Annotated in this window: 19 protein-coding genes and 1 tRNA gene; 13 read left to right on the top strand and 7 right to left on the bottom strand. The window is 34.9% G+C overall.

The genetic code is table 11. The annotated features are described in order from the left end of the window. The first annotated feature begins 310 nt into the window (after positions 1-310). From LNP23_RS06585 to LNP23_RS06605, 5 genes are all read left to right on the top strand, one after another. The gene (locus tag LNP23_RS06585) at positions 311-1,621 is read left to right on the top strand and encodes a TolC family protein (RefSeq protein WP_230004332.1); all 1,311 of its coding nucleotides are present in this window, start codon (positions 311-313) and stop codon (positions 1,619-1,621) included. 19 nt (positions 1,622-1,640) lie between these two features. Then, positions 1,641-2,687, top strand: coding sequence for an HlyD family secretion protein (locus LNP23_RS06590; RefSeq protein ID WP_230004333.1), 1,047 nt, complete (start codon positions 1,641-1,643; stop codon positions 2,685-2,687). A 1-nt stretch (position 2,688) separates the two neighbouring features. After that, positions 2,689-4,272, top strand: coding sequence for an efflux MFS transporter permease (locus LNP23_RS06595; RefSeq protein ID WP_230004334.1), 1,584 nt, complete (start codon positions 2,689-2,691; stop codon positions 4,270-4,272). Positions 4,273-4,590: 318 nt separating this feature from the next. Beyond that, the gene (locus LNP23_RS06600; RefSeq protein ID WP_230004335.1) at positions 4,591-6,027 is read left to right on the top strand and encodes an MBOAT family O-acyltransferase; all 1,437 of its coding nucleotides are present in this window, start codon (positions 4,591-4,593) and stop codon (positions 6,025-6,027) included. Between the two features lie 2 nt (positions 6,028-6,029). Further along, positions 6,030-6,974, top strand: coding sequence for a DUF1574 family protein (locus LNP23_RS06605; protein WP_230004336.1), 945 nt, complete (start codon positions 6,030-6,032; stop codon positions 6,972-6,974). Positions 6,975-7,084: 110 nt separating this feature from the next. Here LNP23_RS06605 and LNP23_RS06610 read toward each other — a convergent pair whose 3' ends face one another. From LNP23_RS06610 to LNP23_RS06620, 3 genes are all read right to left on the bottom strand, one after another. Further along, complete coding sequence (locus tag LNP23_RS06610; protein WP_230004337.1) at positions 7,085-7,852, bottom strand: hypothetical protein; 768 nt, start codon at positions 7,850-7,852, stop codon at positions 7,085-7,087. Between the two features lie 287 nt (positions 7,853-8,139). Continuing rightward, on the bottom strand, positions 8,140-8,556 hold the full coding sequence (locus LNP23_RS06615) for a hypothetical protein (protein WP_230004338.1): 417 nt from the start codon (positions 8,554-8,556) through the stop codon (positions 8,140-8,142). 55 nt (positions 8,557-8,611) lie between these two features. Then, positions 8,612-8,842: a helix-turn-helix domain-containing protein gene (locus tag LNP23_RS06620; RefSeq protein WP_230004339.1), complete on the bottom strand. Its 231-nt coding sequence runs from the start codon at positions 8,840-8,842 to the stop codon at positions 8,612-8,614. A gap of 121 nt (positions 8,843-8,963) precedes the next feature. On the opposite strand from LNP23_RS06620, the gene LNP23_RS06625 reads away from it, so the two are divergent. After that, entirely contained in the window at positions 8,964-9,194 is a 231-nt protein-coding gene (locus LNP23_RS06625) for a hypothetical protein (protein ID WP_230004340.1), read from the top strand. A 368-nt stretch (positions 9,195-9,562) separates the two neighbouring features. Here the strand turns inward: LNP23_RS06625 and LNP23_RS06630 are convergent. Beyond that, positions 9,563-9,644 (bottom strand) — tRNA-Leu (locus LNP23_RS06630). A gap of 109 nt (positions 9,645-9,753) precedes the next feature. Between LNP23_RS06630 and LNP23_RS06635 the strand changes: the two genes are divergently transcribed. The 5 genes from LNP23_RS06635 (at position 9,754) to LNP23_RS06655 (ending at position 14,652) form a co-directional block, all read left to right on the top strand. Further along, complete coding sequence (locus LNP23_RS06635; protein WP_230004341.1) at positions 9,754-11,142, top strand: dipeptidase; 1,389 nt, start codon at positions 9,754-9,756, stop codon at positions 11,140-11,142. Between the two features lie 267 nt (positions 11,143-11,409). Continuing rightward, complete coding sequence (locus LNP23_RS06640; protein ID WP_230004342.1) at positions 11,410-11,835, top strand: hypothetical protein; 426 nt, start codon at positions 11,410-11,412, stop codon at positions 11,833-11,835. 11 nt (positions 11,836-11,846) lie between these two features. Then, complete coding sequence (locus tag LNP23_RS06645; protein ID WP_230004343.1) at positions 11,847-12,806, top strand: DUF6624 domain-containing protein; 960 nt, start codon at positions 11,847-11,849, stop codon at positions 12,804-12,806. A gap of 2 nt (positions 12,807-12,808) precedes the next feature. Next, complete coding sequence (locus LNP23_RS06650; RefSeq protein WP_205625362.1) at positions 12,809-13,180, top strand: BlaI/MecI/CopY family transcriptional regulator; 372 nt, start codon at positions 12,809-12,811, stop codon at positions 13,178-13,180. Next, positions 13,177-14,652 (top strand): M56 family metallopeptidase, encoded by a 1,476-nt coding sequence (locus LNP23_RS06655; protein WP_230004344.1) that lies wholly within the window; start codon positions 13,177-13,179, stop codon positions 14,650-14,652. Before LNP23_RS06650 ends, LNP23_RS06655 begins: the two co-directional genes overlap by 4 nt. An 87-nt stretch (positions 14,653-14,739) precedes the next feature. Here LNP23_RS06655 and LNP23_RS06660 read toward each other — a convergent pair whose 3' ends face one another. Then, on the bottom strand, positions 14,740-16,104 hold the full coding sequence (locus tag LNP23_RS06660; RefSeq protein WP_047777731.1) for a saccharopine dehydrogenase family protein: 1,365 nt from the start codon (positions 16,102-16,104) through the stop codon (positions 14,740-14,742). Positions 16,105-16,297: 193 nt separating this feature from the next. Here LNP23_RS06660 and LNP23_RS06665 point away from each other — a divergent pair, with 193 nt between their 5' ends. Then, the gene (locus LNP23_RS06665) at positions 16,298-16,684 is read left to right on the top strand and encodes a DUF423 domain-containing protein (protein WP_230004345.1); all 387 of its coding nucleotides are present in this window, start codon (positions 16,298-16,300) and stop codon (positions 16,682-16,684) included. 209 nt (positions 16,685-16,893) lie between these two features. Continuing rightward, positions 16,894-18,498 carry a phosphoenolpyruvate carboxykinase (ATP) gene (pckA, locus tag LNP23_RS06670; protein ID WP_230004346.1) on the top strand — a complete coding sequence of 535 codons (1,605 nt, stop codon included), beginning with the start codon at positions 16,894-16,896 and terminating at the stop codon, positions 18,496-18,498. Between the two features lie 199 nt (positions 18,499-18,697). Here the strand turns inward: pckA and LNP23_RS06675 are convergent, their stop codons facing one another. Together LNP23_RS06675 and LNP23_RS06680 are read right to left on the bottom strand one after the other, a co-directional pair. After that, on the bottom strand, positions 18,698-19,756 hold the full coding sequence (locus LNP23_RS06675; protein ID WP_230004347.1) for a phytase: 1,059 nt from the start codon (positions 19,754-19,756) through the stop codon (positions 18,698-18,700). A gap of 75 nt (positions 19,757-19,831) precedes the next feature. Beyond that, positions 19,832-22,642, bottom strand: a complete 2,811-nt coding sequence (locus tag LNP23_RS06680; RefSeq protein WP_230004348.1) for a TonB-dependent receptor — start codon at positions 22,640-22,642, stop codon at positions 19,832-19,834. Between the last annotated feature and the right edge of the window lie 11 nt (positions 22,643-22,653).

The following is a 22,653-nucleotide window of genomic DNA, read 5'->3' on the forward strand; positions in this document are numbered from 1 at the left end:
TTGGAAGAGGAAGAATCCTGGTTGGTTACTAACACCTCACGCCGCAAAGTTCCGCCTTTAGTAAGGTTAAAAAAAACCGCTTAATCTGCCAAATCTGCGTGAGAATTTAGCGCATTATTTTTCAATAGTTTAAAACGGTTTCGCTTAAAATAAGAATTTTTAGAAATGTCCGAAATGAATATGTTATTGACTTTTTAGAGGCATCAGTCATTAAAAAAATGCAGGAACTTTGCACCATAATTTATTTTATGTATTCATGTTCCTTATAAAACCGATTTCCACACCGGAAAAATCCCTTAAAAGATTGACTTTGTTTCTTTTTTTTATAGGATTTACCACTTCATACGCTCAGCAGGTTGCTACGATTTCATTAAAAGAAGCAATTAAAATAGCCAGAGAGCACAACAGAAATATTCTCAAATCCAATCTTGAAGTTACGCTTTCAGAAGAAAATATTAAAGAAAACAAAGAACTTCGTTTACCTGAAGTTGAATTGAACGGAATGTATTCCCGAATCACCAATTTGACAGAATTCAAAGGAGGATTCCTGAAAGACAAAGAAGTTACCAATACAATTCCTGAAATCTATCAGGTTGGTACCGCTGTTAAAATGCCAATTTATGTTGGGAATAAAATCAACAATGCTATTAAGATTGCCAATCAGGAAAGTAAAATTGCTCTTATAAAAAAGGAGAAATCAGAAAATGATATTCAATTGGAAGTCATTGGAACCTATTTGGGAATTTACAAAATGATGCAACTTCAGAAAATCATTGAAGAGAATATCAAAGAAGAATACAACCGACTCAAAGAAGTTCAATCGCTGCAAAAACACGGTACGGTAACTAAAAACGAAGTGATTCGTGCTGAGTTGCAACTCTCGGATCGGGAATTGAATGCGCTGACCAATTCAAAAAACATCAAAATTGCACTTCATGATTTCAAAACGCTGCTTCAAGTATCTGAAGAGCAGGAAATAGCTATTGATACAACGGCAGATATTGATGAAATGAGCAGTATTGATCCGTATGACTCTTATATGACTCATGCTTTGCAAAACGAAGAAATGAGGATTTCCAGTCAGGAACTTGCAGTCAAAAAAACAGAATTGAATTTGGTAAAAGGGAATTATTACCCAAGCATTCATTTCTTTGGAAATTACAGTTTAAACTATCCGAATTATAAGTTCTTCCCGCCAGATCCGTATCTGTATTCATTGGGACAGGTTGGTATCGCAGCCAGTTTTGATCTTTCGGGTCTGTATAAAAACAGAACCAAAGTAGAGATCGCGAACACCAAAATTCAGTGGCAGGTCCTGCAATCCGAAATTGTAAAAGACAAGGTAAAAGACGAATTGTATAGAAACCATACCCAATATCAGGAAATTCTCGAAAGATTTAAAGTGGTCGATAAGGCTTTGGAACTGGCTAATGAGAATTACCGAATTGTAAAACTGAAATACTTCAATCAGTTGGTCTTGGTGACCGAAATGGTCGATGCAGATAATGCTTTATTACAAGCTAAATTCAATAAAATTTCAACCCGTATTGACGCGGCAATGAAACATTACGAATTGTTGCGCACGGCAGGAATGCTAAAAGAAGAGTTTAAAATTCAATAAAAAATTAGGAATAGAATTTATGGCAAATAAAGGAAAAAAGACCGGTGCGTTTTTTCATGTTTTTGTAAAATTAGTAGCAATTGTGCTTATTGTGAGCGGAATTAGTTTGGGAATCTGGTTTTATGTTTTTACTAAAAACCACGAAGAAACCAACGATGCACAAATAGAGCAATATGTTACCCCGATTATGTCCCGAATTACAGGTTATGTTGAGGAAGTTCGTTACGAAGAAAATCAGTTGGTGCATAAAGGCGATACACTGGTTGTGGTAGATAACAGAGAATATAAATCAAAGTTGGATGTGGCTTTGGCTGATGTTCAAAATGCGAAACAAAATAGTGTTGTTGCTGAAAAAAATGTGAGAACGACATCGGGAACTTCGGCGATTAGTGAATCGCAATTATTGGCTGCGAAAACCGATTTATGGAAGGCAAAATCAGAGTACGATCGCTACAGGGCCTTGGTAAAAGAAGAAGCGGCAACGCAACAACAATTAGAAAAAGTGAAAGCAGATTACGAATTGGCTCAGGCGCATTGCCAGGAGATTAAAAACCGAATTCAATTGGCAAGTTTAAGTACTTCTCAGGCAGCGGCAAATGTTCCTACTGCGACAACTGTAATTCATTCGAAGCAAGCGATCGCAGACAACGCGGCTTTGTATTTGTCTTATACGGTTGTTACTGCGCCTTATGACGGTTGGGTTGGAAAAAGAACAATTCAGCCCGGACAACTGATTAAAGAAGGGCAATCGTTGGTTGCGATTGTGAGTAAAGAAAAATGGGTGACAGCAAATTTTAAAGAAACACAACTGCAATACTTAAAAGTAGGACAGCAAGTAACTGTTAAAGCAGATGCGGTAAAAGGAAGAGATTTTGTTGGGGTGATTACCTCGTTGTCACCTGCAAGTGGCGCGCGATTTTCATTATTGCCACCGGATAACGCTACCGGAAATTTTGTGAAAATTGAACAAAGAATTCCAGTAAAAATAAAACTTCAGGAGAACGATGCGCAAACAGATTTTCTAAGAGCCGGAATGAATACAACCGTTATTGCTCAACACGATTAAAATGAATGACCAAGACATTTTTAAATCCTGGGTTCCCAATTGGGCAATTGTAATTATTCTGTTTGTTTGTTTACTGCATTCTATGATTTTGCTTGGAGTGTATACTTCAAACGTAACCTATGCAGCAAGTTTTCTGGATATTGAACCCGAAGATTTGCAGTTCGCAATGTGTGTGACCTACGGAACCTTGCTGGCGACAATTTTGATTGAAGCCCGATTTTCCAGTTTTTTTCCGACCAAAAACTACCTTATGGCGGTTTATTCCTTGGTAGGAATTACGATAGTTTCGTCAGCATACGTTACTAATTTTACTGTTTTTTTGCTACTCAGGGTCTTCGAAGGAATTCTAATGGCGTTACCCGTAATTACTATTAGACAATTGTTGATAGGACGTTTTAATTCTAAATATGCAATTGTAATTGGATTCTCCTTTTATTATGGAGCATTATTATTGTCAACGCCATTTATTATGAATATTGCCGTTTGGTTTCTGGATCATTACGACTGGAAATACATGTTATACGTTTCGGGAATGCTGCAGGTTTTGAATGTCTTTTTGATTTGGATTACATTTAAAGGTCATCGGATTACAAAGAAAATTCCGTTATATCAGATCGATTGGATAAGTTATGTTTTGGTATTGACTGCAATTCTCACAGGAGCTTATTTTTTTGTGTATGCCGAGAAAAAATACTGGTTTGAATCGTCGCAAATGATTCTTATGTTGATGATTGCTTTGATTACGGCGGGTTTGTTTGTTTTTAAAGAGCTTTCGGTAAAACGACCGAGTTTTAACTTCGAAGTTTTTAAATATGCCAATCTTCGAATCGGATTTTTGTTGTTTTTCCTTTTTTATATCAGCAGAGCAACGCTTAGTCTTTGTCATGCTGCTATGTTCCAGATTTGGAATTGGGATCCGTCCCGTGTAGCCGGAGTGCAATACATTAACGGAATAGGAAATGTAATCGGATTGATTCTGGCGGCTTTCTTTTTGATAAAATCAATATCCACAAAGTATATTTTTTTAATCGGTTTTTCGCTTATAGCCTTGTTTCATTTTTGGTTCACGTTTCTTTTTGTGCCCGACGTTGCTTTGAGTGATATTATAATTCCGTATGTTTTACAGGGAATCGGAGTGGGGCTTTTGTTTGTGCCTTTAATTTTGTTCACCACATCATCAGTACCGCCTAAAATGGCTGCGTCATCAGGAATTATTGGAGTTTCAGGACGTTTCTGGGGGAGTACGATTGGTTTTTGTATTATGCAGAATGCGATGGCATTTTTAAATAAAAAACACTTCTTGAAATTAAGTCAGTTTGTAAACGATAATAGCGCCGAAACACAGGAGGTAATTGCCAAAACAACGCAAAGTTTTATGGCTAAAGGATATACGGCAGAAAATGCCAATACATTAGCTATAAAAAAGATTTTTGGTACTGTAGCTAAACAATCGACTTTACTGGCAGATATGGAAATTTATACGATTGTGGGTTATGGTCTATTGGTTTTGATCGTTTTGATTGCGTTCAATCAGCATCTAAAGCAGACGGTGAATTTGGTTAAGAGTAAGGTTTGGATTGGATAAGGTTGGAAATTCCAAATTTTTAAAGTTCCAAATTCCAAAAAAAGAAAGATACATAGGTGAATTGCCTTGTGGTTAACTGTTTTTTTTTTGCTATTATGGTCGGAATAAAATTTTGTGAATCGATATCAAAAGAGAGGAGATATCAAGCGATATTAGTCTTTTCTTCTGTTAAAACTAATTTTTAACTGTTGAAAATAAATATTACTAAAGTTAAGAATTGCTACATCGATATTATATTTGTTTCTTTGGCATCCAAATGTAATTTTAAACTTTTAAAGAGGTTTAAAACCCACTATAACCATAAGATAAAATCATAAGATGTTTTTTAATTCGATTAGTTTTGCACTATTTTTACCTGTAGTTTTTATTTTTTATTGGTTCGTTACAAATAAATCTCTCCGATCTCAAAATATATTACTTCTACTATCAAGCTACTTTTTTTATTCTTGCTGGGACTGGCGATTCCTGTTTTTATTGCTATTTTCAACGGTGTTGGATTACTATACAGGTTTAAAAATGTGCGATGCTAAAAATGAAAATAGTAAGAAATTCTGGTTTTGGTTAAGTATTTCGGTCAATTTAGGGTTTCTGGGAATTTTTAAGTACTATGACTTCTTTGCTTCATCATTTGCCGAAGCTGTTTCGCATCTGGGCTTTCAGGTAAGTCCTTGGACCTTAAAATTGATTTTGCCGGTTGGGATTTCTTTCTATACTTTTCATGGACTGTCTTATGTGATAGATATTTATAAAGGACGTATAAAAGCAGAAAAAAACTTTATTGACTATTCGCTCTTTGTTAGTTTTTTTCCGCTACTTGTGGCTGGTCCTATAGAACGCGCAACGCATCTTTTGCCGCAAATTCAAAAGAAAAGAACTTTTGATTACGCCAAAGCTGTAGACGGGTTAAGACAAATTTTATGGGGTTTATTTAAGAAAGTAGTCATTGCAGACCAATGCGCAGAAATTGCCAATACAATATTTAATAACTCGGCAGATTATTCCGGAAGTACTCTTGTTTTAGGTGCAATCCTTTTTGCATTTCAAATATATGGTGATTTTTCCGGCTATTCTGATATTGCATTAGGAACGGCTCGATTGTTTGGAATAGAGTTGTTAAGGAACTTCGCTTTTCCTTATTTTTCAAGAGATATTGCCGAATTCTGGAGACGTTGGCACATTTCGCTTTCTACCTGGTTTAGAGATTATTTGTACATTCCTTTAGGAGGAAGTAAAGGAGGTACATGGATGAAAGTTAGAAATACGTTTATCATTTTCTTAGTCAGCGGTTTTTGGCATGGTGCAAATTGGACTTTCATAATTTGGGGACTTCTAAATGCGATGTATATTATGCCGTCCATTATTTTTAATACAAACAGAGTCAATCTGGATGTTGTGGCTCAAGGTAAAAATCTGCCAACATTTAAAGAGCTGTTTCAAATAATAGTGACTTTTGGCTTAACCGTATTTGCCTGGATCTTTTTTAGAGCAGAGAATCTACACCATGCGATGAGTTATATTTCTCAAATATTCTCGACTACATTGTTTACAAAACCGGAGTTTTTAACTAATAAAATATTTTTGTTTCTCTTAATTTTCATCATAGTGGAATGGTTTGGAAGAGATCAGCAATATGCAATAGCCCAAATAGGTGGAAAATGGAATAAAGCTATTAGATGGGGATTCTACTATGCTTTAATATATCTAATATTTGATTTTGCTGGTAATGAACAGCAATTTATTTATTTTCAATTTTAATTATGAAAAAATTCACGAAGAACATTATGATTTTCAGTTTACCTGTACTTATGCTACTTGTATTAACTGAATTATCATTAAGAATTATACCTAATGATTATTCCTTTAAAAGAGACTATTTAGATAAGTATTCTAACAAAATCAGTGTACTTTTTTTGGGAAACTCCCATGTGTATTTTGGTATAAAGCCAGAGTTATTGGAGGCAAAAAGTTTTAATGCAGCCCATATATCTCAAAGTTTAGATTATGATTTTGAGATCCTGAAAAAATATGAGAACAATTGGTCGAATTTAAAATATATTATCTTACCGGTTGATTATTTTTCATTGTACGGAAGTCTTACAGATGGTTCGGAAGAATGGCGTGTAAAGAATTACAAAATATATTACGGTGTAAGTACCAGAGATAAGTTTAATGACAACTTTGAGTTGCTTAACGGAAAGTTTGGTAAAAATATCAATAGAGCTTTTAAATATTGGACTAAAAACAGAAATGATCTTGCTTGTGATAAACTTGGCTGGGGAACGAGTTATAATTCTGCCAATAATCAAGACTTATTGGAAACAGGAAAATCTGCCGCTTTAAGACATACTTCAGCTAAGGGAACTGTTCTTCCTGTGCAGGTTTCGGCCTTAAATAAAATACTTTCTTTTGCAAAAACTAAAAATATAAAAGTCATTCTATTTATAAGTCCCGCATATAAAACTTATGTAGAGAATTTAAAGCCACAGCAATTGGCCAAAACAATTGGTGTTCTTAATCAGCTAAAGGAGCAAAATAAGGGATTGGAATATTATAATTTTATAAATGACAAATCATTTGTAGCTAAAGATTTTTATGATGGAGATCATTTAAATGAAATTGGAGCAAAGAAATTTAGTTTAAAAATGGATAGTATAGTTAAATTTCAAAATAAAGCATTGATAGCGAAGGTTAAAAAAGAGTAGTTGAAAACTTAAAATTTACTGATAAAAGCCTTAAACTTTTATGTACAGGGGATACATTTTTCCTGTGCAGGATTCGTGCCTGTGTTTTTTAAATTATGGATCTGATATTATTATTTCTTCCAACGGATTCTGTAGTAATACCCAATTTCAGGATTCAGTAAATGATATTCATAACTTTTAGTGGTGCTGTCAAAGGAAATTTCTTTTATTTTTTCGAAAGAAGCATTTATTGCGGAGGTTATTTTTCTTTTTTCTAAAATTGCATTTTTCGAAAATTCTAAAGGTTTGTTTTTGAGGATTATTCTATAATGTATAATGTCAACTTCACTGGTTACTCTTGTCTCAACGTGTGGTAATGAAACTTTGTCTACATCATCCAGTATGGCTTTAAAATGCAGTACACAACTTTGATTATAGTATATTGGTTTTTTGAACTTTAATAAGGCTCTGTCGTACTTTGTTGGGTCATGTTCATCTACAATGTTGATGACCTCTTGTAGGTCAGATGTTATTTTGGGTAAATGAGTGCCTGTCCATTTAAAATTGTAATCCATTTCTGTGAGCACAGGTTTTTTTACTTGTATTAGTTTGTACGTTTCGTATGTTATACAATTTCCGTCAAGTGTTTCGTATTTAATAAATGTAGATCTATTCTCATGATCAGTCTGTTTTATGTCTAAGACTTTGTAGAGTGTATAGATAAGATAAATCGTAAAAGTTAAAAGCATTAAGCAGAAGAATGCCAATGCAATGAATAGTGCCAGTTTGTTGGCAATAAATAAAAAAACAAGCCCTAATATTGATGCCAAAGAAGCAAAAAAGGCAAATTTTCCTGAAAAAATACTACAGATAGTTGTAGTGAAGTTTTTAGAACTCATAAATGCAGTTTCTTACAAAACTACAGTTTTTTCTTATATTTACGCGTCTCCTCCCATAATATTCGATAGATTAATTATTTGATACAAATATAGGATAAATTTGACTTCTAAAATTTTTTCTTTCTGATTTTCTGATTTTTAACGTTTTTGTTGGGGTGTTGTCATGGTGTACTTAGTTTTTTTAAAGAGTTACATTTGCTTCTGTATAGATGAAAGTTTTAGAGGACAGTTATTTTAAAGAAGTTCTATACGAAAAAATAAAATAGAGCAGATGGGAACTGCCAATTTTATTCCCAGAAAATTTTTTGATTATGATTTGTTAGATAAAAACAAGTATTCCCTTTTTGATCTATTACTTTTTTTAGATCAAAGATATACGACCCATTAGATTCTGTATTTCTTCCTGTGCCACACCAACTCCAGTTAAGTTGATATGATTTTTTACTATTTAGTATTGCGCTAATTTGTTCGTATGGTATACTGTCATCAAAAGTGAAGTGTTTAAAATCGATAGATTCTGTAGAGCTGTCCTTTTTTAAGTGCCCAATAAAAGTTTCCGCTATTATCAATGAATCAATATTTTCTCCAGTTTTGTTATAGAACTTTACATGCACGTTTCTAAAATGAATAAAATAGCCTAAGATAATTAGACTTAGCAATGAAATGATAAACAGTTCTATTTTTCTTTGTTTTGATATTTGCATTTTTTAAAGGACTTTGATTTAAGAATCAAAAAAATGTAACTAATAAAAAGTGATCTTATTTTATAGAAAAGTCTAGTAGTTCTTTAGGATGAATATCTAAGGCATTAGCAATTTTTATAAGAGTTCTTATACCTGTATTTACTTCTGCTCTTTCTATTCTTCCTATTTGATTTCTTGGAATATCACAATCATTAGCTAAATCTTCTTGTGATATGCCTTTCTTTTCACGTAGTTGTCTAATATGAATCCCAAGATTTATTATAAAAGTTTCTTCTGAAATATCCATATTTCAAAAGTCATAAGATTTATTTTTTATTTAGACACAAATTTGTGTCTAAAAGTGTTATATTTGATTAATTAAAAAATAATAAAATACTTACAGAAGTGCTTTTTTAAAATTTAAAATTATGACTACAAGTAACATTTCAGAAGTCGAGACCAGACTAACAGATTTTTTTGCAAACAAAATAGATCCGAAAGATATGGCAAAGACCATACGACGATTTAATTATTTAATTGCTTTGAGCGTAATGGAGGAACGTGAAGTCTTTCCATTTGAAAAAACCAATCTTAAGGACGATTTTTATTGGCTTAATGAATTGACAGAAGTTTTAGATCCTTATTTGGAGATTGAGTAAAGTAACAGAGGTTTTGCACACCGTGTCATTTCGACGAAGGAGAAATCACACAAGGAATTCCGTATAGTAAGTCGCCAATCTTTGTCGAGTTGCGGACGTGATTTCTCGTTCCTTATATAAAGTCATTTCCTTCCTTTTCCTGAAGTAAAGCTGACAGGTTTCAAAAACCTGTCAGCTTTGTCTTTTAGGGTATTATTCTTTGGAGGAAAATTTTAAGATCAAGAAGAAGTTATTTCCTCGGTTTTCCAGAAGTAAATCTGACAGGTTTCAAAAACCTGTCAGATTTATTTTTAGGGTATTTTAAGTTGACGAAAAACCAAAACCTCCATAAAACAAAAAAGCTTCTGATTTCTCAGAAGCTTTTTCAGTGCGGATAATAGGACTCGAACCTACACGCCTTGCGGCACCAGATCCTAAGTCTGGCATGTCTACCAATTTCACCATATCCGCTCAATTGTGGGTGCAAAGATAGACATAACTTCGAATATTCAAAGCCTTTTTTCAAAAAAAATTAATCTTTTTTTTTTGCTACTTTTGAATTTCTATAAAAATCATTTAAATGGAAAATATTAAGGCTTACGTTCAACAACATAAGGATCGCTTTATCAATGAGTTGATCGAATTATTGAAAATTCCGTCGGTAAGTGCCGACACTGCATATTCGCAAGATGTTATCGATACAGCCGAAGCTGTTAAGGAAAGTTTAACAAAAGCAGGCTGTGATTTAGTCGAAATTTGCGACACTCCGGGTTATCCAATCATTTATGGGGAGAAAATAATCGACCCAAATCTGCCTACAGTTTTAGTGTACGGACATTATGATGTTCAACCACCGGATCCAATCGATTTATGGACATCTCCTCCTTTCGAACCGGTTATTAAAACTACCGAAATTCACCCTGAGGGAGCAATTTTCGCACGTGGAGCTTGTGACGACAAAGGTCAGATGTACATGCACGTAAAAGCGCTTGAATATATGGTACAAACCAATACCTTGCCTTGTAACGTAAAATTCATGATCGAAGGTGAAGAAGAAGTGGGATCTAAAAGTTTAGGTTGGTTCGTAGAACGTAATCAGGAAAAACTAAAAAACGATGTGATTCTGATTTCGGACACAGGAATGATTTCTAACCAACAACCATCAATTACTACAGGTTTACGTGGTTTGAGTTATGTAGAGGTTGAAGTTACGGGACCAAACCGTGATTTACACTCCGGATTGTATGGTGGAGCAGTAGCAAACCCAATTAACGTTTTGGCAAAAATGATTGCTTCTCTTCATGATGAGAACAATCATATTACCATTCCGGGATTCTATGATAAGGTTGAAGAATTGTCTCTTGAAGAAAGAGCCGAAATGGCAAAAGCGCCTTTCAGTTTAGAAAATTATAAAAAAGCTTTAGACCTAAATGATGTTTACGGAGAAAAAGGATATGTAACGAATGAGCGCAATTCGATTCGTCCGACTTTAGACGTAAACGGAATCTGGGGTGGTTACCAAGGTGAAGGAGCAAAAACGGTTATTGCAAGCAAAGCTTTCGCAAAAATCTCAATGCGTTTAGTTCCAAACCAGGATTGGGAAGAAATCACAGAACTTTTTGCTAAACATTTTACGAACATTGCTCCGGCTGGTGTTACTGTAAAAGTATCTCCGCATCACGGTGGTCAAGGATATGTTACGCCAATCGATAGTATTGGTTATAAAGCAGCAAATATGGCTTACACAGAAACTTTTGGAGTTCCTGCAATTCCGGTTCGCTCAGGAGGAAGTATTCCAATTGTAGCTTTGTTTGAAAAAGAACTAAAAAGCAAAACCATCTTAATGGGATTCGGATTGGATAGTGACGCAATTCACTCGCCAAACGAACACTTTGGAATTTTCAATTACTTGAAAGGAATCGAAACGATCCCATTGTTTTACAAGTATTTCGTAGAGCTGTCTAAGTAATTTTAGATTTCTACTCTTTGTCAAACTTAGATAAAGATAAATTCAATAGAATCCGTTCAGAAATGAGCGGATTTTTTTTGTTGCCTAACCTCAGTTTTGGAATTTGGGTTTTGAGTTTTGGAATTTCATTTCGATAGCTTGCCGCAGCAAGAATTTTTAGGGTCTTACTTAGATCTTAGTGTCTCAGTATCTTTTTCAAAAGAAAACTTGCGCAATTAAATTTTATTTCTACATTTGTAGAGCAACATCTATAAGTGTAGAGCAAAAATGAACAAGAAAACACTTTTTATATTATTCCTGTTTGCATTTCTCGGATGCAAAACCGCACTAATTAATCAGAAAATCGATAAAAAGAAGGAAGGGAAGTGGATGGATGTTTATGTTCAGGATAATGTTGAATATAAGTCAATAGAATATTACAAGCATGATGAGCCTGTAAAAAAGTGGAAGACCTATATAAATGGAAAAATTTATAAAACGGAGAAATACAAAAACGGAATCTGTGTAGTGAAAAACTACTATGAAAACGGAAAACTAGAGTCCAAAGGAAATACAAAATTGGAAATAACGACTTTGCAATCACATTGGTTTTATTTTGGAGATTGGAAATTCTATTCGGATAAAGGAAAATTAAAAGGGATTAAAAAGTACGAAAACGGAGAATTAGTATCAGAACAAAAAATTAATAAGTAAGTATTCAGGTTATGAAAAAAAGGTTTGTTTTTATTTTAGTTGTATTCAATAGTATTTTGCTTCAAGCGCAAACTTATAGCGATTTTGTTCGTAAAGGCGATTCGTGTTATGCTGGTGGAGCATATAAAATTTCGGTAGGGTTTTATGAAAAAGCATTCAAAAAAGAAGCTGTAAAGTCTGCTCATTTGTATAACGGAGCTTGTTCGGCTGCATTAGCAAATGAGTCAAAAAGTGCTTTTAAATGGTTGAATTTGGCAATCGATAACGGTTACGAGAATTTGGGTCATTTAAAAAAAGACAGAGATTTAACGGTATTGCATTCACAAAAAGAATGGAAGGAGTTAATTGAGAAGTTTCAAAAGAAAATGGATGGTATTGAGGCGAATTATGACAAACCGTTACAGAAAGAGCTGCTTGCGATCTATGATGAAGATCAGGATATTCGAAAAGACTTTATGGCTGTTTATAAAGATAAAAAGTCTGACAAGAAAAAGATAGACAGTATTGGCGCGATAATGATTTATAAAGACAGCTTGAATTTGATTAAAGTAGCAAAGATCCTGGACGAAAGAGGATGGGTGGGGAAAAACACGGTTGGTGAACAAGCGAATCAAACCTTGTTTTTGGTTATTCAGCACGCACCTTTGAAAACCCAGCAAAAATACCTTCCGATGATGCGGGATGCGGTTAAAAAAGGAGATGCAAAAGCCGGCTCATTGGCTTTGCTTGAAGATCGTGTGGCATTAAGAGAAGGAAGAAAACAAATTTACGGAAGTCAGACTTCAATGGACAGGGCAACGAGAAAGCCCCATATTTCGCCAATGATTGATCCGGATAATGTAGATAAGAGACGTGCCGAAGTCGGGCTTGGGACTATGGCGGAATATGCACCAAAAGTCGGTCTCGTTTGGAATTTAGAAGCTTATAAAAAAGAATTACCTGAATTGGAAAAACTAGAAAATCTTAAATAATTATGCAACTATCAAACTCAGAAGAACAATTAATGGAGCATCTTTGGAAGCTCGAAAAAGCTTTCATGAAAGATTTGTTGGAAGCTTATCCGGAACCAAAACCGGCCACAACAACAGTAGCAACTTTGCTGAAGCGAATGATTGATAAAAAATTCATCGCTTATAATGAATTTGGTAATTCGAGAGAGTACTACCCGTTGGTTAAAAAAACAGCTTATTTCTCGAAACATGTCAACGGTCTGATTAGTAATTTCTTTAATAATTCGGCCTCGCAATTTGCTTCGTTTTTTACGACAGAAACTGATTTGTCGACTTCGGAATTGGAGGAGCTTAAGAAAATAATCGATTCACAAATTCAAAAGAAGAAAAAATGACAGCCTTTCTTATAAAATCGACGATCGCATTATGTGTGCTTCTGGGTGTATATTATTTGCTTTTGGAAAAAGAGAAATTTAATCAGTTTAACAGGTTTTTCTTGTTGGGGAGTCTTCTCATTTCGTTTGTTATTCCGTTTGTAACTATCGAGATAATAGGAGAAGTTTCGAGTGTTGCGACCAATAGTGTTGCAGTTCCCGGGAAGATCACGGCAGAAATAGTAGAAGAGAAAACGCCTGTTTACGAGATTATGGGTTGGCTTTTGTATGGAATAATTACAGCAGTTTTGTTTTTTCGATTTGTAAAAAACTTGTATAAATTAATTCAAAAGACAAATGCAGTTTCGGTATTAAAATATCAAAATGTAAGATTGGTTTTGTTGAAAGAACAAACACTGCCTTATACTTTTTTGAATACAATTTTTGTGAATGAAGAAGACTATCAAAACAAAAAAATAGAAAGCGAATTGTTTACTCATGAATTGATTCATGTGAATCAAAAACACTCTGTGGATGTTTTGTTGATTGAATTAATTAAAACGATTTTTTGGTTCAACCCTATTTTTATTTTCTACAAAAAAGCAATACAACTCAATCACGAATTTCTTGCTGATAGTAAAGTTGTCAAATCACATAACAATGTTTCGTTTTATCAGCATTTATTACTGTCCAAAGCGAATCAAAGTCCGATATATTACCTGGCCAGTAATTTGAACTATTCTATAACCAAAAAAAGATTAATTATGATGACAACTACAACATCAGTTTCAAGAGGATTGTTTAAAAAGACACTTCTTTTACCATTACTAACCGGGCTCGTGTATCTTTTGTGTGCCAAAACTGTAGCGCAGGAGCTAAAAGCAAAAGCAACTTCGGGTAAAGAAACCACTAAAAAGGCAAGTCTTTTTGCTACTTATTATGATAATACAACTTTTAAAATTAAAGATGATAAAGGAACTGTGGTAGCGGAGAAAAAATACAAAGAACTTACTCCCGCAGAGAAAAAGGTGGTTCCAAATGTGTTTGAGGGATCGAAATTTCCGCCAAATAATGAGGAATTGGAAGAAAAGCTAGAAAAAGGAGGGCCGGAATCTGTTGAAATTGATTTGTACGACTCAAAGAATCAAAAAGTAAAAAAAGAAGAAGGGATTGTTTATAAAACGTCTGATTTAACAGAGAATCCTGTTCATCCTGACGGGGTGGTGGCATTTTATAAATTTGTAGGTCAGAATTATAAAATGCCAACAACGCCGGCAGATGTAAAATTGAAGGGTAGGGTTTATGTCACTTTTGTGGTAGAAAAAGACGGGACTTTGGCTGATTTTAAATTGCTGAGAGATGTTGGGTACGGAAGTGGAGAAGAAGCAATAAGAGTGCTTAAATTATGCCCAAAATGGATACCCGGAAAAGTTAACGGGGAGCCGGTAGCGGTAATGTACAGCTTGCCTATTACCGTTCAGTCGGCAGAGTAAGAATAAAAAAATCCGCTTCTTGAAAAACAGAAGCGGATAAAATTAAAAACTAAAAAAAAAAATCTCGAAAAAAAAATAAACCAGAAACTAGAATAGGTCCGGGTTATATCCAAAATAAGGCATGGTTTGCTCGTTAAAAACGACACCATACTCTTCTAATTCTTTTAAAATTGGCAAATAAACTTCTTTGTTTATAGGAAGTTGTACGCCTGGTGTTGTGATTTTTCCATTCAAAATCAACAAGGTGGCCATAGCTACCGGCAGGCCAACTGTTTTTGCCATAGCTGTATAAGTCTGATCGTCTCCAATACAAACCATTTTAGAGTCAATTTGTTTTTTCTCTCCATTAAGTTCGTATCCAAATTTGTGATACATTACAATCATATCTTTATCGTCAGGCTCTAAAGTCCAACTGTCAGAAAGTATTTTTTCTAAGATTTGCGCAGGAGTAGCATTGGGCAGATTTATTTTTTTGTTCGGATTGAATAAATCCAATTCCAAAAGTTTGTCCCACATGATATCGTCCTGATCAATTTTTAAGATCAGTCGTGTTTTGATTTCAACAGAATCGGTTGGGTGATACGGCAAGAAAGAATTCACAAACTGACGGTAACTCATATTTTCAGAATCTTCCATCACATAACTGTCATCCGTCATGCCCAGTTGTACAAACATATTCCAGGCTTTAGAAAAACCAACTCTTCTGATGGTTCCTCTGTACAAAGTCAGGATATCATCTAAACCGTAGATAGAACGGTATTTTAGCGAATCACGGTTGGAGTATGCTTCAAATTTTCCGTATTCCTCCACTTCAAGAAATTCAGTTCTTCTAAATAAATTACAATACGGAATATATTTATAAGTGCCTTCTTGTACAAATTTGGCGGCGCCACCCTGACCTGCTAAAACTACATTTCTTGGTGCCCAGGTAAATTTGTAATTCCATAAATTATTGTCGGATTCAGGTGCTACTAATCCGCCACAAAAAGATTCAAAAAGCAACATATTGCCGCCTTTCAATCTGATTTCATCAATTACTTTCATGGCGCTCATATGGTCGACTCCCGGATCAAGACCAATTTCGTTCATGAAAATTAAATTGTTCTTTTTTGCTTCTTCGTCCAAAGCCTGCATGGCATCGCTGATATAAGAAGCAGTAACAAGATGTTTTTTAAATTGAAGACAATCTTTTGCAATCTCAATATGCAAATGAGCCGGCAACATCGATATTACAATGGATGCCTTTTCTATTGCCGCTTTTCTTTCTGCAGTATTAAATATATCTAAAGCCATTGGAGTGGCATTCGGGTGTTTCTGCGTCTTCTTTTCGGCCAAAGCCAAAGATAAATCGGCTACAATAAGATGTAACTTTTCGCTTTCAGATTTTGCCAGTAAATAACGGATCAGGGAAGAGGCAGATCGACCGGCTCCAATAATTAAAATGCTTCTCATAATTTATATTTATAACACAAATATATTAAAATGTTATAAATATAACAATATAAAGAGTTGAAAAAAATCATTTATTTTTAATTTTAAGAGTAAAACAGTCGAATTCCTTTTATTGAAAAAGATTTTTAAAAAGTGAAAAGCTTTTCAGATTGTTTGCAGTATTTTTGTTTGAATATTAAAAAACATAGAAAAAATGAAAAGAAAAATTGTTTTGACAGGTGCTTTTTTAGGGATGGTGGCTATTATTTTAGGTGCTTTTGGAGCTCATCTGTTAAAAAAATGGTTATCGGTCGATCAATTAAATACGTTTGAAGTTGGAGTTCGTTATCAAATGTATCATGCTTTTTTTCTGTTTTTTCTTTCAACCAGAAAAGAGATTGCCGAGAAGACTTTAAAAACAATCTACAACCTTACTGTCGCTGGTGTCCTACTGTTTAGTGGGTCTATCTATTTATTAGTTACAAAAGACTACACTGTTTTTGACTCGAAAATTATAGTATTCGCAACACCTTTGGGAGGATTTTTATTAATTCTAGCTTGGCTGGTGTTATTTGCTACTATTTTGAAGAAAAAATCATAAAATTCAGAATAAAAAATTCTATCTAAAAATTAATCTTTAATTTTGTCTCATAAATAACATATGATATTGCTTATGTGAATTTTTATTGGTTTTTATCTGTATTGGTAAAAAATATAACAATTCGAATTTCAAAAGTATAACTACTTAAGAATCAAAGTAAAAATTATGTTTGTTCACTAAAAAAAGAAACATACACAACAACAAAATTTATGGACGCTAACACACTTTACACGCAATCGATTTCGTTAAAGGAACTAGGAATTGAAAATGCAAAAGTTCGCTATCAATTATCAGCTGATGAATTGCATGCGATTACTTTGCAGTCAGGCCAAGGTGTTGAGAGCTCTACTGGAGCATTGGCAATTAATACAGGCGAGTTCACAGGTCGATCTCCTCAGGATCGTTTTATCGTAAAGGACAGTATTACCGAAGATCAGGTATGGTGGGGAAAAGTAAATATCCCGTTTTCTTCTGAAGCTTTCGAAAAACTATATAATAAAGTAACACAGTTTTTATCTAATAAAGAAGTTTTTGTTAGAGACTCTTATGTTTGTTCTGATGCAAATTATAGATTAAATGTTCGTGTAGTAACAGAAACGGCTTGGTCTAACTTGTTTTGTTACAATATGTTTTTAAGACCGGAAGAGTCAGAATTAGCTAACTTTAGCCCGGAATGGACTGTAGTTTGTGCACCAAGTTTTATGGCAGATCCTGCTGTAGACGGAACACGTCAGTCTAATTTTGCTATTTTAGATTTTACTAAAAAAATAGCACTTATTGGTGGTACAGGATACACAGGAGAGATGAAAAAGGGAATCTTCTCTGCTTTAAATTTCATTTTACCGGTTTTCAAAAATACATTACCAATGCACTGTAGCGCCAATGTTGGTGAAGCAGGAGATACGGCAATTTTCTTTGGATTGTCCGGAACAGGAAAAACAACTTTATCAGCAGATCCGCAACGTAAGTTAATTGGAGATGATGAGCACGGTTGGACTGGTGAAAATTCTGTTTTTAACTTTGAAGGTGGTTGTTATGCTAAAGTTATTAATTTAACAGAAGAAAACGAACCGGATATCTTTAGAGCAATTAAAAAAGGAGCGCTTTTAGAAAATGTAGTTTTCAAAGCGGGAACTAATGAGGTGGATTTTGATGATGTTTCAATTACACAAAATACACGTGTAAGTTACCCAATCACACACATCGATAACATTCAACCGGGATCTATAGGACATAATCCTAAAAATATATTCTTTTTGACGGCAGATTCTTTCGGAATTTTGCCTCCAATCTCAAAATTAACTCCAGGTCAGGCTGCTTACCACTTTATCTCAGGATATACGGCTAAAGTTGCCGGAACTGAAGCAGGAGTTACAGAGCCACAACCTAATTTCTCAGCTTGTTTTGGAGCGCCATTTATGCCGTTACACCCAACACGTTATGCAGAAATGTTAACTAAAAAAATGAAAGACGCAGACGTAAAAGTTTGGTTGATCAATACAGGTTGGACAGGTGGAGCATACGGAACAGGAAGCCGTATGAAATTAAAATACACTCGTGCAATGATCACTGCAGCATTAAACGGTGAATTAGACAATGTAGCTTTTGAAAATCATGAGATTTTTGGAATTGCAAAACCGCAAACTTGTCCAAATGTTCCAAATGAAATCCTTAACCCTAGAAATACTTGGGAAGACAAAGATTTATACGATAAAAAAGCAATTGAATTAGCTCAGAAATTCAAAGCTAATTTTGCCAAATTTGAAGAATTTGCCAATGCCGAAATTTTGGCTGGTGCACCGATTACAGAATAAGGAAAATTACTAATTCAAATTTAAAAAAAGCTGTTCGTTATGAACAGCTTTTTTGTTTTTGTCTCAGTTTTGATTTGCGATGTCACCCTGAGCGAAGTCGAAGGGTTTTACGTTATTAAGGGCTTCGACTTCGCTCAGCCTGACACTTTTTAGTTTTCAGTTCCGGGTAAAAACTGAAAACTGCGACTGCGACTGAAAACTATTTCCTGGCTTTGTCAATTCGTTGTTGCATCAAATCCCAGGTATAGTAATGAAATGTCATTCCGTTGCTCATGGCTACCAGGAGGCCGTTTTTGAATTTTCCTCCTAAGTTTGCACTGGTGGCATCTGCTCCGTCGCATTCAATTGTTGAGGTTGGGATTTCTGCTAATAAAGGATATTCGTTTGGATTTCCGTTGGCACCTTCTCTCGGATAAACCATAAAAGTATTTGCTTGTTGGTTGGATACTAAAATGTAACCTGTCGAGTCTGTTTTTTTATAAATTGCGATTCCTTCATTATCTGCTTTGAATCCGGTTTTCCCAAAAAGAGCCAGTTCTTTGTTGTCCTTTAGGGCGGGATCTGCTTTGTATTTTCTAATTCCGAATTGTTCATCACAGTATAAAATAGTTCCTAATTCGTTGTCAATTGCGATAGCTTCGATTTCCTTTTTCCCGCTGTAGGCTCCAAATTTTCGAACTACTTTGGCAGTTGCTGTTTTTCCGGAAGCAGAAAGTTCATATTGCCATAAATAACTTCCTGATGGTCCTGATTTTCTTCCTACAACAGCAAAAATCTTCTTGTCGCTTGGACGTGTGTATAACGCAACTCCCATAGGATCTCTTAAAGTTTCGCCTTCAAAAACAGGAATTCCACCATTATCAATTGGCTCTAAATTTGGTAAGCTAAAGATTCTTATTTTGTCACTTTCACGTTCTGTAGTAACGGCAATATCTATTTTTTTACCATCAATTAATAAACCGTAAGCGATATCAACATTGTTTGGTCTTTTTAAAGGAATTGATTTTTTTAGAATTTTTCCATTCAAATCAAAAGCATACAAAGCGCCATCAGTGTCTTTATCTGTTCCTATAATTATACTTTTTGAGGAATCTGTGGGGTGAATCCAAATAGAAGGATCATCTGTGTCATGCGGTAAAGCTTTTGTAACTACGGTTGGTTTTACTGCATTTTTAGCGACAGGCGCTAATTTGTCGTCCTTGCAAGCGATGCATAAAAGTGTAAAAAGTAAAAAAGTCAGTGCTGATATATTTTTCATTTTGTTTGTTTTTTTAAATGCAATTAGACAGAGCGGTTAAACTCTGTCTAATTTAAGAATTATATATATGGATTGTTACAAGTCTAACTTCAAACCAAAATTATATCTGGCTTGATAGTATTCTACTTGTTTGGTATGCGCTTCAATTCCTTGATAATAGCGCAATGGTTGGTTAGTTAAATTGTTGGCTTCGGCAAAAAGACGCAGTTTAGGTGTAATTTTGAAAGAAGCATTAGCATCAACAAAAAGTTGCTTGTCATAATAACTGTCTTTGTACGATTCTGAACCCAGCTCGTCTAAATAATCGGAGGTAAAGTTGGTGGAAACTCTGGCTGAAAAACGTTTGTTTTCCCAAGATAATGACCCGTTAAACATATGCGGAGTTGTTCCCGGAAGGCTAATGTTGTTTCTTTCGTTTCCATCTTCGTCAGCAATTCCTTTTGCTTTAGATTTGGTGTAGGTATAGTTCAGATAAATGCCAAAACCTTTAAGGAATTTCCCAGGTAAGAAATCTAACTGACGTTGAAAAGCAACTTCAAAACCATAAACATCCACATTGTCTCCGTTTCTAGATTGTACAAATGACCAGTTTTCGCCAACCGGAATTGGGTTTATTTGATTCGGGAAATCATTTGCGAATTTTGCAGCTGTATATTGATTGTCGCTGTAGTTGTAAATGAAATCATTTAGCTTTTTGTAGAAAACACCACCTGAAATTAATCCCACAGATTTGAAATAATTCTCTGCCATGAAATCATAGTTGTAGGAGTAAGTAACATCAAGATCCGGGTTTCCGGCTGTAATTGCTTTGTCCGCCGCAATATTGTTCACATAAGGAGCTAAGGCATAATAATTAGGTCTTGCCAAAGCCGTTGTAGCAGCTGCTCTTAAAACCAAATCTTTAGTGGCATTGTATTGGAAAGAAATACTTGGCAATACGTTTGTGTAGGAATTGGTAGTGTTGATTTTACTTTCTAATTCTTCTTCGTCAAGAACACGATTTCCGGTATAATCGATGTGCGTATTCTCTACACGGAAACCTAAAACCATTGATAATTTATCATTAAAATCCTGATCCCATCTTACGTAAGCGGCATAAATATTTTCTTTAGCATTATAGTTAACTGCCAGATATTCTGCGGCGTCAGCTTCTTTGTCGAATAAAGATGGATTGTTTAAATCAAGACTTCCTAAAAAGTTTGCCGATGCAAAAGTTCCCGGAACATATTTGCTCCCCGGATTGAAGTTCTTACCATCAAAAGAACTTGTCGGGATTCCGGATAGTAATTCCATTCCGTCACCTGTAGGTTCGTAGGAGAAGAAAATATTATCTCTCTTTTTCTCTTTTAAACGTAGTCGAAGTCCGGTTCTAAGTCTTCCTTTTTGCGAAGGAATAATTGTAAAAGGAAAACGGATGTTTACTTTGGCGCCAAATTCACTTTCGCTGGTATCGTCTGTGTTTTCTGTAACCGAATCAAATTTGAATTTATCTAGCGCTTCTCCGCTTGTTGTGATTAAAGGAAATCTCAAATCCGATAAATCTTCGGTCATTTCAAGACCTTTCTGGCGGTATTCGATATAACGTTCACCCGGACGATATTCTCTCGCTTTGGCATAATTGGCAGACCAATCCAAATCTAATTTAGAATTGATTAAATGCTCTCCGCGAATAGAATAATTCTGTACACGTTGGTCTTCTAATCGTCTGTTTTTGTTTCTGTTGTTGTCAACTCCGCCTTTTGTCTGACGTTTTACACGACCTTCAAAACCAGTAATTTGTTCTCCATTGTAAATAGGTTCAATGTCATCATAAGTAGTTCTGAAACGGTTTTCACGATCGTCTCTCCAGTTGTAAATGGCATTGGCAAAAATGGTGTTGTTTTCATCAAATTTGTAATCTAAAGCAACAGATCCGCTGCGACGAATACGTTGTACATCGTACTTTCTAATTTCAGATGCCTGCAAATATTGATTTCCGAAATCATCTTTTACCCATTCGTTTTCGATATTATCAGAACCATAATCTACATTATTATAAGAACCACTAAAAACGAGACCAAGTTTATTATCGAAAAGTCTGTTTCCGTATACTAAACCTGCTGTATAACTTGCGTGCTCGCGTATTGGTAGATAGCCGCCGGCAAGTGTTGCAGAGATTCTTTCACCGTTTGGAGTGGCTCTTGTAATTAAATTTACCGAACCTCCGATAGCATCTGCATCCATATCAGAAGTTAGTGTTTTGTTGACTTCAATCGTAGAAATCATATCAGACGGAATCAAATCCATTTGTACGTTTCTGTTGTCTCCTTCGGCTGATGGAATTCGGTCACCGTTTAATGTTACCGAGTTCAGTGATGGAGCTAGGCCTCTAATGATAATATTACGGGCTTCACCTTGATCATTTTGCATGGTGATACCGGGAACACGTTTTAAAGCGTCTCCTACGTTGGCATCGGGAAAACGACCCATTTGATCTGAGGAGATTACGTTTCCTATATTTTTGTTATTTTTTTGCTGATTTAAGGCTTTGGCCTGACCTTTTAAAATGTCTCCCACAACCACTTCATTCAATTCTGTTCCCGAAGTTTTAAGGGTGAAATCAAGTACGTTGTTTTTTCCTTGTTGTACTGTAATTTCATGAGTAATGGAAGTATATCCAATGTATTTTACTAAAACCTGATAAGTACCTGCATTTATATTAAGTAATTCAAAACGACCATTGTAATCAGAAACGGTGTATTTGTTTTCGCCTACAATTTGAATCATTGCTCCGGGCAAGGGAAGTTTGTCATCAGCATCTAATACCTTTCCGGATATTATCGCTTTCTGAGCATAACCTGCTAGGGTTAATAGAAAGAGTGTTACTACTAAATAGAAGTTTTTCATTGTGTTTTTTT

It is taken from the genome of Flavobacterium cupriresistens, assembly GCF_020911925.1.
GTDB classification, from domain to species: Bacteria; Bacteroidota; Bacteroidia; order Flavobacteriales; family Flavobacteriaceae; genus Flavobacterium; species Flavobacterium cupriresistens.